This is a genomic window from Flavobacteriales bacterium, from assembly GCA_020635855.1.
GTDB lineage: Bacteria > Bacteroidota > Bacteroidia > JACJYZ01 > JACJYZ01 > JACJYZ01.
In genome coordinates, this window is the sequence record JACJYZ010000003.1 from 608,809 (window position 1) to 622,554 (window position 13,746).

10 protein-coding genes are annotated in these 13,746 nt (G+C 50.4%); all 10 read right to left on the reverse strand.

What is annotated here, in order from left to right:
* Positions 1 to 33: 33 nt before the first annotated feature.
* Genes uvrA through H6585_11010 form a run of 10 tightly spaced genes read right to left on the reverse strand, consistent with a single transcriptional unit; the run spans position 34 to position 13,679 of the window.
* Positions 34 to 2,859 (reverse strand): excinuclease ABC subunit UvrA, encoded by a 2,826-nt coding sequence (uvrA, locus tag H6585_10965; protein ID MCB9448854.1) that lies wholly within the window; start codon positions 2,857 to 2,859, stop codon positions 34 to 36.
* Positions 2,860 to 2,861: 2 nt separating this feature from the next.
* Positions 2,862 to 3,830 carry a lytic transglycosylase domain-containing protein gene (locus H6585_10970; GenBank protein MCB9448855.1) on the reverse strand — a complete coding sequence of 323 codons (969 nt, stop codon included), beginning with the start codon at positions 3,828 to 3,830 and terminating at the stop codon, positions 2,862 to 2,864.
* The gene (locus H6585_10975) at positions 3,820 to 4,920 is read right to left on the reverse strand and encodes an undecaprenyl/decaprenyl-phosphate alpha-N-acetylglucosaminyl 1-phosphate transferase (protein ID MCB9448856.1); all 1,101 of its coding nucleotides are present in this window, start codon (positions 4,918 to 4,920) and stop codon (positions 3,820 to 3,822) included. Before H6585_10975 ends, H6585_10970 begins: the two co-directional genes overlap by 11 nt.
* A gap of 10 nt (positions 4,921 to 4,930) precedes the next feature.
* Complete coding sequence (gene rfbC, locus H6585_10980) at positions 4,931 to 5,485, reverse strand: dTDP-4-dehydrorhamnose 3,5-epimerase (GenBank protein MCB9448857.1); 555 nt, start codon at positions 5,483 to 5,485, stop codon at positions 4,931 to 4,933.
* A 3-nt stretch (positions 5,486 to 5,488) separates the two neighbouring features.
* The gene (locus H6585_10985) at positions 5,489 to 7,906 is read right to left on the reverse strand and encodes a polysaccharide biosynthesis tyrosine autokinase (protein MCB9448858.1); all 2,418 of its coding nucleotides are present in this window, start codon (positions 7,904 to 7,906) and stop codon (positions 5,489 to 5,491) included.
* A 7-nt stretch (positions 7,907 to 7,913) separates the two neighbouring features.
* The gene (locus tag H6585_10990) at positions 7,914 to 8,672 is read right to left on the reverse strand and encodes a polysaccharide biosynthesis/export family protein (protein ID MCB9448859.1); all 759 of its coding nucleotides are present in this window, start codon (positions 8,670 to 8,672) and stop codon (positions 7,914 to 7,916) included.
* A 38-nt stretch (positions 8,673 to 8,710) separates the two neighbouring features.
* Positions 8,711 to 9,907, reverse strand: coding sequence for a glycosyltransferase (locus H6585_10995; GenBank protein ID MCB9448860.1), 1,197 nt, complete (start codon positions 9,905 to 9,907; stop codon positions 8,711 to 8,713).
* A gap of 37 nt (positions 9,908 to 9,944) precedes the next feature.
* A complete protein-coding gene (asnB, locus tag H6585_11000; protein MCB9448861.1) occupies positions 9,945 to 11,810 on the reverse strand; it encodes an asparagine synthase (glutamine-hydrolyzing) in 1,866 nt (621 codons plus the stop codon).
* Positions 11,811 to 11,849: 39 nt separating this feature from the next.
* Complete coding sequence (gene lpdA / locus H6585_11005; protein ID MCB9448862.1) at positions 11,850 to 13,238, reverse strand: dihydrolipoyl dehydrogenase; 1,389 nt, start codon at positions 13,236 to 13,238, stop codon at positions 11,850 to 11,852.
* Positions 13,239 to 13,298: 60 nt separating this feature from the next.
* Complete coding sequence (locus H6585_11010) at positions 13,299 to 13,679, reverse strand: RidA family protein (protein ID MCB9448863.1); 381 nt, start codon at positions 13,677 to 13,679, stop codon at positions 13,299 to 13,301.
* Between the last annotated feature and the right edge of the window lie 67 nt (positions 13,680 to 13,746).

Genomic DNA, 13,746 nt, shown 5'->3' on the forward strand with positions numbered 1-13,746 from the left:
GATCACCTCGTTCGGTGAAGTGTAGGGGAGTCTTTAACGGACGAGGTAGGCATTTAGTTCCTTTGCCAGGAATCCTGCCGTGAGGCTGCGGTCGTGATTCGCCAGTTTTTCGGGTGTTCCCATGAAGAGTATTTCCCCTCCTTCATGACCACCTTCCGGGCCTAAATCAATCACATAATCGGCGGTTTTGATCACATCCATGTTGTGTTCGATCACCACCACCGTATTGCCTTTGCCAACCAGTTTGTTCAGTGCTTCCAGGAGGATACGGATGTCTTCGAAATGTAAACCGGTGGTTGGTTCATCCAACAGATAAATGGTATTCCCTGTGTCTTTTCTCGACAGTTCTGCGGCCAATTTGATGCGTTGTGCTTCGCCGCCGGACAGGGTGGTGGAGGGTTGCCCGAGTTTGACATAGCCCAGTCCGACTTCCTGCAGTGCAGCAATTTTTTGCGTGATGGATGGGATGTTGGAGAAGAATTCCAGTGCGTGTTCGATGGTCATTTCCAACACGTCGCTGATGTTCTTCCCTTTATAGCGCACCTCCAGGGTTTCTTTCATGTAGCGTTTGCCCTGGCACTTGTCGCACAGCACGTACACATCCGGGAGGAGGTTCATTTCAATGGTGGAAACACCGGCGCCCATGCATTGTTCACAACGTCCACCTTTCACGTTGAAAGAGAAACGGCCCACCTTGTAGCCCCGGATACGGGCTTCCGGCAGGGATGCGAACAAATTGCGGATATCAGTAAAGACACCGGTGTATGTAGCGGGGTTGGAACGTGGCGTACGGCCAATGGGGGCCTGGTCCACATCAATAACTTTGTCAACGAACTCGAGTCCTTCCAATGCCTTGAATGGCAGCGTATCGGCATGTACACGGTAGAAATGCCTGTGCAAGGCCGGGTACAGGGTTTGGTTGATCAAAGACGATTTGCCGCTTCCCGAAACACCGGTCACACAACACAGGGTGCCGAGGGGGATCTCCAGGTTGGCATCCTTCAGGTTGTTGCCTGTTGCTCCGAGCAGTTTCAGTTTGTTTCCGTTGCCTTCTCTTCGTATGGCGGGGATAGGAATTTGCTTGTTTCCCCGGAGGTAATCCGCAGTGAGTGTATGGCTTTTTATAAAGGCATCGGGCGGTCCTTCTCCGACAATCTTCCCGCCGTGTTCACCGGCGTGAGGCCCGATGTCTACCACGTGGTCGGCAGCAAGGATCATGTCTTTGTCGTGTTCCACCACCAGAACGGAATTACCGATGTCACGCAGTTCCTTCAGGGATTCAATGAGTTTTTCATTGTCTCGTTGGTGCAATCCGATGCTGGGTTCGTCAAGGATATACAACACACCGGTCAGTTGCGCCCCGATCTGTGAAGCCAGCCGGATGCGTTGCGCTTCACCGCCGGATAAACTTCTGGCGCTTCGATCCAGTGAGAGGTAGTTGAGTCCGAGGTCGGTCAGGTATCCCAATCGTTTACGGATCTCAACCAACACTTCCTTGGCGATGGTGAGTTGTTTGCCGGTCAGTCTGTTTTCCACATCCTGGCTCCACTTATGCAGGTCTGATACCGGCAGGCGTGCCAGGTCAGCGATGTTTTTCCCGTCGACGAAAAAATACCTGGATTCTTTTTTGAGGCGGGTGCCTTCACATTGCGGGCAAGGGAATTTGCTCATGAACGACTGCGCCCATTTCTTCAGGGCTTCCGTGGATGCATCTTCGTACTGATTTTTAATAAATGAAGCGATGCCATCAAAATACATTTGATATCTCCGGCCGGTGGTTCCTGAGTCGGCCACCTGGAAAGTTTCTTCCGAACCATGCAGGATGATGTTCATGGCTTCTTCCGGGATTTTGGAAATGGGTGTATCGAGGGTGAAGTCGTACTTTTTTCCAATGGCCGTGAGTTGCCGCAACAACCAGTCGTGCTTTTTTTCCCGCAAAGGCAGGATGCCTCCTTTGAGGATACTCAGGTGCCCGGGCCCGATCACCTTGGCCGGATCCAGTTCATAGATCACGCCAAGTCCGTTGCAGTGATTGCATGCTCCGTAGGGTGAATTGAATGAAAAGGAATTGGGGGCGGGTTCATCATATGAAATGCCTGTGGTGGGGCACATCAGGTGGTGACTGAAATGACGGGATTTACCGGTAGCGGTTTCATATACCATCATGGTGCCTTTGCCATGCCGGAAGGCTGCCTGAATGGCTTCTTTGGTACGGGATTTTGATTTGCCCGAAACAGTCAGCTGGTCCATGACCATTTCAATGTCGTGGGTTTTGTAGCGGTCCACAGACATGCGCGGTTTCAGGTCGCACAATTCGCCGTCTACCATCACGCGCAGGTAACCTTGTTTTCGGATCTGTTCGAAGAGCTCGCGGTAATGTCCTTTTCTTCCTTTCACAACCGGTGCGAGCAAAAGAATTTCCTTGCCGTTGTATAATTCTGTGACCAGGTTGAGGATCTGATCATGGGTGTAGCGTACCATTTTTTCCCCGGATTCGTAGGAGATGGCTTCACCTGCCCTGGCAAAGAGCAGCCGCAGGAAATCATAGATTTCGGTAACGGTACCCACGGTGGATCGTGGGTTACGGGAAATGGTTTTTTGTTCAATGGAGATCACGGGGCTCAGTCCCTGGATCTGGTCCACATCCGGTTTTTCCAGGTTGCCGAGGAACTGCCTGGCATATGCCGAGAAGGTCTCGATATAGCGTCTTTGGCCCTCGGCGTATATGGTATCAAAAGCCAGGGATGATTTGCCGGATCCGCTCAGACCGGTGATCACCACCAGTTTTTTTCTGGGGATGACAAGGTCGATGTTTTTCAGGTTGTGGACCCTTGCGCCAAGAATTTCCAGATGTTCCATTTTCAATGCAATGAGTCAGCGAATTCCGGCAGAAAGAAAGGCTTGTTGATCGACAGTTTCTCCGGTAAGTCGAAGTAGAAAGTTTCCTTTTTGGGATTGGTGAAGGAACTGTTCTTGAGCCAGGGATTCAGGAGCTTCAACGTTTTGTATTTGATGCCGTGCAGTTTGGCAAATGCGGGCAGGCTTGCAATGGAGCTGTCCACTGCTACCTTGCGGATAGGGACGGGTGGGTACAGGTCTTCCTGCCGGATCATGTATCCGTATTGTTCCGGGGCATTGTGAATTTCTCTCAGGGCCAGCATCCGGAACAGGTAACGGGAAGTTTCATCGTTCAGGTACAGGTCGTAGTAGTTGCTGCATGACTGAAGTTCGATCTGGTTCTGGATACCTTGCATGCCTCGGTTGTAGGAGGCTGCCGCCAATGTCCAAGATCCGAACTTGTCGTGAGCTTGTTTCAGGTAAATGCAGGCTGCATGGGTGGCTTTTTCAAGGTGGTAGCGTTCATCGATGTTGTCGTTCACCTGCATGCCGTAATCAGGTGCTGTGTTTTCCAGGAATTGCCAGAAACCTGCGGCACCCATGGGAGAAACCTGGTATCGGAAACTGCTTTCCACCCAAGCCAGGTATTTGAAGTCGTCGGGTACGCCTTCTTCCTTCAGGATGGGTTCGATGATCGGAAAGTACCGGTTGGCCATTTTCAATCCGAGCATGGTGCTGGACTGCCAGAACGTGTTCACGATGAACTCCCGTTCCAGGCGTTCCTTTACATTGAAATCATCCAATGGAACAGGCTCTCCGGCAAACGTGAGTTTCTGGGGTATTTCCGGAGGATATACCTTGTAGGTGGCATGAAATTCTTCGGCAAATGCTTTCTGTTCTTTTACCTGGTCCCTGGAGAAAATGAACAGGCGCGACGCTTCCAGCGAAATCACAACCAACGCCAGTATGACAATCCAATTTCTAGTTTTCAATGTTTGTTCCCGTCTCTTTTTTCTTTCCATCTGCCGACCTGCGAACAATCAGGAACAGCGTGAGAAATACAACTGCCATGTACCCGGATAGCAACAGGCAGGTGGTCATTGTCCAGGCCAGTTGACCTGAAACCACCAGCAGCACTAAAGTTAACGAAACAATTGAAATCGTCCAAAACACAACGGCGACTTGCCGGTCGCTGAAGCCCAGGTAAACGAGGTGATGTGTGGTATGGTCGCGGCCTCCGATAAAGGGAGATTGTTTCCTGGCAAGCCGGTTGACAATCACGGTGAAGGTATCTGTCAGAGGCAAAAGGAAGACCAGTGCGGTTAGAACAAGGCGCATCGAAACAGGGCTTGATTCTGCCTTGTAGTTCCAGAAGAATAGGATGCCTACGGCGGCAAGCAGCAATCCGAGGAACTGGCTGCCCGTGTCGCCCATGTACATGCGTGAAGGGTGCCAGTTATAATACAGGAATCCCGTGAGGGCTGAAAGGGTACCCAGCAGGATCATGGTATAGAAATGATCTTCTCTTTTCAGGATCAGCAACAGCAACAGGGTGGTGGTCAGAATCGAAAATGAAACGATTGTGGTGATGGCATCCATGTTGTCAAGCATGTTGATGGAGTTCATGATGCCTACCACCCATAGAACGGTCAGGAGGGTGTTCAATATGTGCAGGTCAAACAACCGGATGGAAATTCCCGTCCAACTAAGCAGGAAGCCGCATGCTATTTGTACGCCGAGTTTAAGCAGGGGGCGGGTATTGTAGGCGTCATCGGCGAGCCCCATCAGGAAGGCGAGGGTGGTTGCACCCAGCAATCCGAGGAACTCTTTGTTGTGCATCATGCTGTCCTGCCCGAAAAAGATATTGAAACATGCAATGGAGAGGAGGAAGATGATGAAAAAGGCGATGCCTCCGAAGGCTGGTTTTGACTGGCTGCCCCACCGTATCACGGTTTCGCTGGTGTTGCGGATACCCAGGTTCCTGGAGAATTTCAGGAACAGCCCGATGATGAGCATGGAAAACACCAGACATCCCAGGGAAAACAGGATATACAGGAGAATGGCTAAATGGGTGTCTGACATATGCCGGTAATCAGCAGTGCTTGAGTTCCTGGGTGAAAGCTTCCAGCGAAATACCTTTGGTGTCTTTTTCCGACAGAATGGGATCTGGGAAAGGCCACTGGATACCCATTCCGGGATCGTTCCAGGCCAGGGTTACTTCGGATGGTTTATGGTACGTATTGGAGCATTTATACAGAAAGTAAGTGTGGTCTTCAAGGGTTTGGAAACCGTGAGCGAACCCTTCGGGTATCATCAGGAATTTTCCGCTGCCGCCTTCGATTTCCAGGCCGAAGTGTTTGCCGAATGTGGTTGAATCCGGCCTGAGGTCAACTGCAACATCCATCACTTTTCCCTTTAATACGGTAATAAGTTTGGCCTGTGCATGCGGATCTTTTTGAAGGTGCATGCCACGCAATGTTCCTTTGCCTGCTGAATAAGACAGGTTATCTTGCCGGAATTGCAGGGTAACACCACCGGATGTGAATGTATCGGCGTTGTATGTCTCGGTGAAAAACCCCCTGTCATCTCCGAAAACCGGCATTTCAATAATCAGCAGATCCTGAATCGGTGTTTCCAGTATTTTCATGGATCATGGTCTTTTGTGTTTTCCGAAGAGCCTTTTTATGAATGAACGCTTCCGTTTTCTGCCGTCTTTATCTTCATCATAATACCCGGATCCGTACCCGTATCCGTACCCGTAATTGTTTCCATAGCCATATCCATAGCCATATCCGTGCTGGCGCGTATTGACGCCGTTCAGGATAACAGACAGTTTTCGGATGTTGTTCTCATCGATCAGTTTGTTTACGTTCTGAAGGAAGTTCCGTTTGGAGAAATTCGCCTTGAGAATGTAAATGGGATAATCGGCTTTCTGGATGTTTGTTAAACCGTCGGTAACGATTCCCACGGGAGGGTTATCGATCAGAATCACGTCGTAGCTTTGTTTCAGTTGAACAATTATATCATCCAGGCGCGGACTGATGATCAACTCCGAGGGGTTAGGGGGAATAGGTCCGGCCGTGATGAAGTCGAGGTTTTCAAGGCTGCTATGGCGTATGCAGTTTCCGATTTCATCCTTTCCTATCAACAGGGTGCTCATGCCTTTGTCGTTCACCGTATTGAAACCGAGGTGGATTTTTGGTTTTCTGAGGTCAAGATCCAGGATGATCACTTTCTTTCCTGCATAGGCGAGAATGCCACCCAGGTTGATGGTGATGAAAGTTTTTCCTTCTCCGGAAATGGTGGAGGTGACAGCGATCGACTTGGGTCCCGGTTCATTAGAGATAAACTGCAAGTTGGTTCTTGCGGTTCGGAATGCTTCGGAGATCAGTGATTTCGGTTTCTTGTCGACCAGCAACTGTGAAACCGGGATCTTTTCACTGTGTTTAGGAATCACGCCCAGCAGGGCGGCTTTGGTGTACTTGGCAACTTCCGCCACCGATGTGATTTCATTATAGGTCAGGTAGCTGAAGATGATGATTGCGATGCCCAATGCAAGGCTTGCCAGAATGGAGCCCATAATGATCAGCGGCCGGTTGGGCGAAATGGGGGAAGAAGGAATACTCGCTTCAGCCAGAATGGTGTAGTTGGAAACATAGCCTGCCCTGGAAATTTGGTATTCGGCTTTCTTTTCCAGCAATAAGGTATAGAATTTCTCATCGGTATTGAACTGTCGCTGCAACTGTTCAAGCTTGATTTCTTTGGAGGGGGTATTGTAAAAGACGCTTTCAATTTCCTTGATCTTACCGCCGATGGATTCTGTTTTGATGTTCAGACGCTGGCGTATCGAAAGAATGGTTTGTATCAGCAGGTTTTTCTGTACATCAATCTGATATTCGATGGACCTGATGCCTTCGTTGTTCGGTTTTACAGAATACAATGCTTCCTCCCGGTCAAGCAGGAGTTTGTGCAGGCGGTCTACCATCTGTGTTACGGTGGGACCGAATGATGCGCCGGCGATCAACGGAATGACATTGTACACGTTCTTCGTGTTGATCGAATCCTTGATGGCCTTTTCGAGTTCGGTGATCATGCTGACCTCCAGGTCTGCTTTCATCTTTTCTTCTTCAAGGGAGTTCAGCCTGTCCATGTACTTGATGGAAAGGTCTTCCACATCTCTGATCTTATTTTCATTTTTGAACGACCGCAGGATCTTTTCGGTGCTTTGCAAACGGGTGTATACCGTGTCCATTTGTTCTTCAATGAACCGAAGTACATTGGTGGCACTTTGTGCGGTTTTCTCAAGGTTGTATTCCGTGAATTTCCGTGCCATGGCATTGGCAATGGTTGCCGCCTTTGTGCGGTTGTAATCTTTCACCAGAATGCTGACCGTATTCGCTGCTTCGTTTTCAGGTGCGATGGTGATTTCATGTGCATACAGTTCGGCCAGTTTATCCGGGTTATGCATGATGAAGAACAGGGTGTTGTTCTCCTGCATATTTCTGAACCCCTGCAAATCGGTGATTGATACAATCATTGAACCCAGGGACGTAACCGATTCAGCACCCACCCGAATGGTATCGCGTATATCTCCTGTTAATGTGCCATGTAACAGCACCAGGGTGGAAGGTTCATCGGTAGGGTATACATATACCGGAACATCCCTTGCTTCATTCAATATGTTTTTGGTGGTGACCCGGATAGGGGAATTCATGTATTGGTCTGCAACCAGTACATCTCCCTTTGTGAAGTATTCCACTTCCAGTCCGAGATTCTTCAGTACTGACTGGCGGAATACTTCGGAGCGAAGCAGCTCCACTTCTTCTGCAACATTATCCAGTTCATTGAAGCTTTGAACATTCAGCACCCTGCTGGCTTCATTGGTTTTGTTGATCAGAACCACACTATTGGCCTGATACAGGGGGCGCTTGAAATGCAGGTAGGTATAGGATATGGCCAAGGATACCGCCAGAAAAGCAAATAACCAAATGATTTTCCTCTTCGCGATGAACAGGAAAAGCCCAAGGTCAAATTCCTCGTTGAAAACCGGGATTTTGATATCGGACATGGCGCGGTTACCTGGTAAAGATGCTGTAGATCAAAAGTGTACTTGTAATCAAGCCGATAATGGGTGTGAGCTCAGCCAGTATGGATTGACTGATTTTCAAGGTTGGATCTACATAAATAATGTCATTGGCCTGTAGCACGATTCCACCATCTTTGGTGCCATCAATCTTGGACAAGTCTACCAGAAATACCTGAGGATCGGATGGGTTCCCCCGGATCAGTTTAATCTTATGTGCTTTTCCTCTGGTGGAAATCCCTCCGGCCAATGCCAGTGCTTCCATCAGGGTGGTATTCTCATTTTCCAAAAGAATTACCCGGGCGTTGCTTCCGTTTCCGGGAAATATTGTCACCCTTCTATTGGTGATCTTGAGTACGACAAAAGGGCTGTTGTAATATACCGCATACTTATCTTCCAAAAGTTTTTCGGCCTCCCGCAATGTATAACCGCTGAGTTGTGTCCTTCCGAGGATAGGCAACTTAACCGTTCCATCGTACTCAACCAGGTAAGGGCGGTTACCCATGTTGTCAAATTGCCGCCGGTTCAGGTCGCCCCCTGAAGTGATGTCGATCAGTTTGAATCCGTCATTCGTATAGATACGAAAATCCAGTTGGTCATTGGGGGCAATCTTGTAAAGGATACCAACGGTATCAGCCGGGGTGGGATCAAACTGGTAATTGGCAGGTGTGCGCAGCATGAAACTCGGGTTCAACATGCGGCATGAGGTCAGTGAAGTAATGATGCAGAGATAGAGAATCAGTTTCCTCATCAGGTCGTGGTTGGACATTATCGACAAAAGTATCAAAATTATGGAGACACAGATAGGAGTTCATGATATAGCGCGCTCATATCCCCTGCAAGTCGCAGGTGCCCGAACTTTTCTATGCTGATTTTTCTCCCGGCGGTTCCGAACGCAGCACGCTGAGAAGCACTGGAAGCCAGTTCCTGTAAATGGCGCGCGAATTCTGGGATGTCTCCCTGGGATACAACATAACCGCTTTTGCCATGTGCAACCACATTGGCAACGCCGCCGGCTTCCGTACTGATAACAGGTTTGCAGGCAGCTTGTGCTTCGATGAGGCTCACCGGGGTGCCCTCATTCAGGGATGTGAGCACTGCAATTTCAACTCCTGCAAGTGCAACGTCTGCATCTTTCATCCAGGAAGTGAAAATAACCTGGGGCCGGGTTCCCTTAGCTGGTTTGCCTTCACACCAGGTCAGGCCCAATTCATCACACAGTTGCCGGATCGCTGATTTTGTTTCACCATCCCCAACCACAACAAAGCGCAGGTTGTTGTTGCCCGATTGAAGTGTCAGGGAAGCGACCTTTAAAAAGAAAGCATGGTTTTTTACCGGAGCCAGCCTGCCAATGATGCCAACGGCTACATCGTTTTCACCAAGGCCGTATTGTGTCCTGAACCGGTTTCGTTTTTCTTCCTGTCCTGTCATAAAACGCTCGAGGTCGAGTCCGAGAGGAATCACGCGGATTTTTTCCGGCTGACAAATCCTGTGGTCCACCGACAGTTCCTTTTTCTGGATTTCACTGATGGCAACGATGGCTGAACTTTTGCTTGCCAGGTACCTTTCGATTTGTTTAAAGAAAGCGGTTTTGGCTGGGTTGAAATAAGAGTGGAACACGTGCCCGTGGAAAGTGTGCACCACCACCGGCGTTTTGCAGGCTTGTGCGGCCATTCTTCCTAGCAGTCCGGCTTTGGATGCATGCGTGTGTACAATGTCCGGCCGGAATCGCTTGATCAGGTCACATATCTTTTTATAAGCACTCCAGTCTTTGAGTGGGTTAACTTCCCTCGACATTTCCCCGATGATCAGCGGATCAAGTCCTGCATTTTCCGCAATGAACAGGGAGCTTTCTTCGCCGGGAGCATGGGTGCCACCCACAAGCATTGTTTCAAACTCCGGAGACAGATCCCGGGTCAGGTTCACCGCATTGTAGGTGGGCCCGCCCAGGTTAAAACGATTGATGATGCGAAGGATTTTGGGCATGGGATTCCGTTCAAACGTATGCCGGCGCAGTGCGGTTTCAATCGGGGATTTCGGGTTGATATTTAGCGAGCCATTTGTATAACAGGTACAGTCCCCACACCCGTGCAGGATAGTCGCCCGCATATTTTTGGTCACATGCCTTCACCATGCGTGCCACCTCATCCGGTTTCAGCAGCGGGTAAGCAGCCAATGCATCTGCGCTCAGGGTGGTTTGAATGTCGGTGCGCATTTCGTTCCTGAGCCAGCGGGCGATGGGGATTTCAAACCCTTTTTTAGGTCTGTTGAAAATGTCCGGGGGCAGGATGGATGCAAAGCATTCCTTCAGCACGTATTTCTGTTGACCTCCCTTCATCTTGTTTTTTGCAGGCATTTGGAAAGCACAACGTACCACATCGTGATCCATGAATGGAACCCGTACCTCAAGCCCGTGAGCCATCGACATCCTGTCGGTTTTCACAAGCATGTCATAGGCCAGAACAAGGCGTACATCGGCAGCGAGCATATCGTTGAGGTCGTTTGATTCACCGTGTATGGCTGATGTCCATTTGCTGCTTCGCCGTTTGGCTTCGTCCGTTTCATGTATTTCCAATTGGTGCAGGTCCTGGTCGCTCGTGAATCCGCACCATTTCCAGTAGCGTTCCCTGCTGCTCAGTGAAAGGCCATCTATGAATTTCTGGATTTGCCGGATGCGTTCCCCTGCTTTGCTGCCGCGCCCACCGGCACCTAGCGGTGGCAGCAGTCTGAGAAACCGAAGATGTGGTCCGCTGATCCCGATGCGGCGCATGAGTTGTTCTGCTTTGTGTTTGCGGTATCCGGCGAAGAGTTCGTCACCTCCGTCGCCTGACAGGGCAACGGTCACTTCCTGCCTGGTTTTTCCTGCAAGCAGGTTCATGGCCACGGCTGAAGAGTCTGCAAAGGGTTCATCCTGGTGCTCCTGGATTTGGTAGGCGCTTTCCAGGAGGTCATTGCCGGTCACATGAAACGTCGTGTGGTCTGTTCCCAGGAAGCGGGCCGTGGCCTCCGCCTGTTCACTTTCATCCAGGTAGGGCTGGTCTTTGAAGCCCATGGTAAAGGTGCGGATGTTCCCGCCTTCCTGTTTGGCCAATGCCGTGATGATGGATGAGTCGATCCCTCCGCTCAGGAATGTGCCCAGCGGTACATCGGAAATCAGTCTGCTTCTGACCGAATATCGGATTGCATCGGCCAGGTCAGAGGAAGTGCATGTTTTTCCACTCAGGTAATCCTTTCCGGATGGTGGATCAAAATACGCATGAGATTCAAACCTGTTCCCGCGTAGCCGTGCATAGCAGCCCGGTTCCAGGTGAAGGATGCCCCGGATCATGGTTTGTGGTCCCGGCACATAGTTCAGATGAAGATAGAGGTGCAGGCTGTTCAAGTCGAGCACGCGGGGAACCGGGTACGCGAACAATGCCTTTTGTTCAGAGGCGAAGCAAAAGAAATCACTGCATTTGTAATAGAACAGCGGTTTGATGCCGAACCGGTCCCTGGCGAGGAAAAGTTCTTTTGTTTCCCGATCAAATATGGCCAATGCGAAAAAACCCCTGAAAGAATCCAGGAAAGCGGGACCCTCCAGGATGTATGCGGCAAGGATCACTTCCGTGTCGGAATGCGTTACGGGTTGAAACCCGCGGGCTGCGATTTGCTCCGCTATTTCCCGGAAATTGTAGCATTCGCCGTTGTACACGATGGTGTACCGGCCTGTGGGGTCTGAAAAAGGTTGATGTGCCGCTGCCGAGGGGTCCAGTACCGACAGGCGGCAATGTCCCATGGCCATATGTGGTGCTTCGAAATAACCCGTATGGTCAGGCCCGCGGGCTTGCAAGGTGCGGGTCGCATTTGATACCCGCTGAAGCGCTTCCTCACCCGTATCGGTAAATGCCATTATGCCTGTGATTCCGCACATGGCAGTTCCCGGTTTGGTTTATAGGTGAATGACCTCGTCGTAGGCTGCTGCTACGGCCTCCATAACGGCTTCCGACATGGTTGGATGTGGGTGAACCGATTTGATGATCTCATGGCCGGTTGCTTCCAGTTTTCTGGCAGCAACCACTTCGGCGATCATTTCAGTTACGTTGGCACCCACCATGTGTGCACCCAGCCACTCACCGTATTTGGCATCGAAAATTACTTTTACGAAGCCATCCTTGTTGCCGGCGGCGCTTGCTTTTCCGGAAGCGGAGTAAGGGAACTTTCCAACCTTGATGTCGAATCCGGCCTCCTTGGCTGCTTTTTCGGTATAGCCGACAGATGCCACTTCGGGTTGGCAATAGGTGCAACCCGGGATGTTGTTATAATCGATGGGGTCCACGTGCATGCCTGAGATCTTTTCAACGCACAGGATGCCTTCGGCGGAAGCCACGTGTGCCAGTGCCTGACCGCCTACACAGTCGCCGATGGCATAATAGCCGGGCATGTTGGTCTGGTAGAAATCATTCACGAGGATTTTGCCTTTATCGGTGGCGATCCCTACATCTTCCAGTCCCAGGTTTTCCAGGTTGGCGGCGATACCCACAGCTGAAAGCACGATGTCGCATTCCTGCACTTCCTGGCCTTTTTTGGTTTTAATGGTGACTTTGCACTGGGCGCCTTTTGTGTCCACCGATTCAACGGAAGAATCGGTCATTACATTCATGCCGATTTTCTTGAATGAACGGGCCACTTGCTTGGATACTTCTTCGTCTTCCAGGGGCAGGATGTTGGGCAGGTACTCCACGAGGGTCACCTGGGTACCCATGGTCTGGTAGAAGTAAGCGAATTCGGAGCCGATGGCACCCGAACCCACCACGATCATGGATTTGGGCTGCTTGGGAAGCGTCATGGCTTCGCGGTAACCGATGATTTTTTTGCCGTCTTGTTTGAGGTTCGGCAGTTCGCGCGAACGGGCGCCCACGGCGATCAGGATATGGTTGGCGCTATATTCGGTTGTTTTTCCGGCGCTGTCGGTCACGGCAACTTTTTTACCGGGAAGCACCTTGCCGGTACCCTGGATGTGTTCGATCTTGTTCTTTTTGAAAAGGAACTGGATGCCTTTGCTCATGCCGTCGGCAACGGTTCTGCTGCGGTTCACGATGGCGCCGAAATCCGCTTCCGCACCTTTAATCTTGATTCCGTAATCTTCGGAATGGTTGATGTATTCAAAAACCTGGGCACTTTTCAGCAAGGCTTTGGTGGGGATACAACCCCAGTTCAGGCAGATGCCTCCCAGTTCGGCGCGTTCCACCACACCCACTTTCATACCCAATTGGGAAGCGCGAATCGCCGCTACATAACCGCCGGGGCCGCTTCCTATAACCAAAAGATCATAACTCATGTCGAGGAAAATTTAAATGAAGGTCTGCGAAAATAACAGAAAAAGCAAAGATTCAAAAGATCAGGCGCAGGATACGATCATTGAGATCTCCACATTCACCCCCTTGGGAAGTCCGGCCACCGCAACGGTTTCCCTTGCCGGGAACTGGTCTTTGAAATAGGAGCCGTAGATTTCATTCACCTGTGCAAACAATCCCATGTCTGAAAGGAAGATGGAGGTTTTGATCACCTTCTCGAAATTCGTTCCGGCCTCGTTGAGGATGGCCTGGAGGTTCTTCATAACACGGTGGGTTTCGGTGGCTACATCTGCCATTTCCAGTTCGCTGGTTTCCGGGTTCAGGGCAATCTGGCCCGAAATGAAAAGAAGATCACCTGTGCGGATGGCTTGGTTGTATGGGCCGATCGGTGCGGGTGCCTGTTTGGTATTGATCACTTGCTTCATATCTATGTTAAGTTTTGAATGTTCGGTTTGAACTGCACGCCACGTTGCAGTGCCCAAAGATAGCATT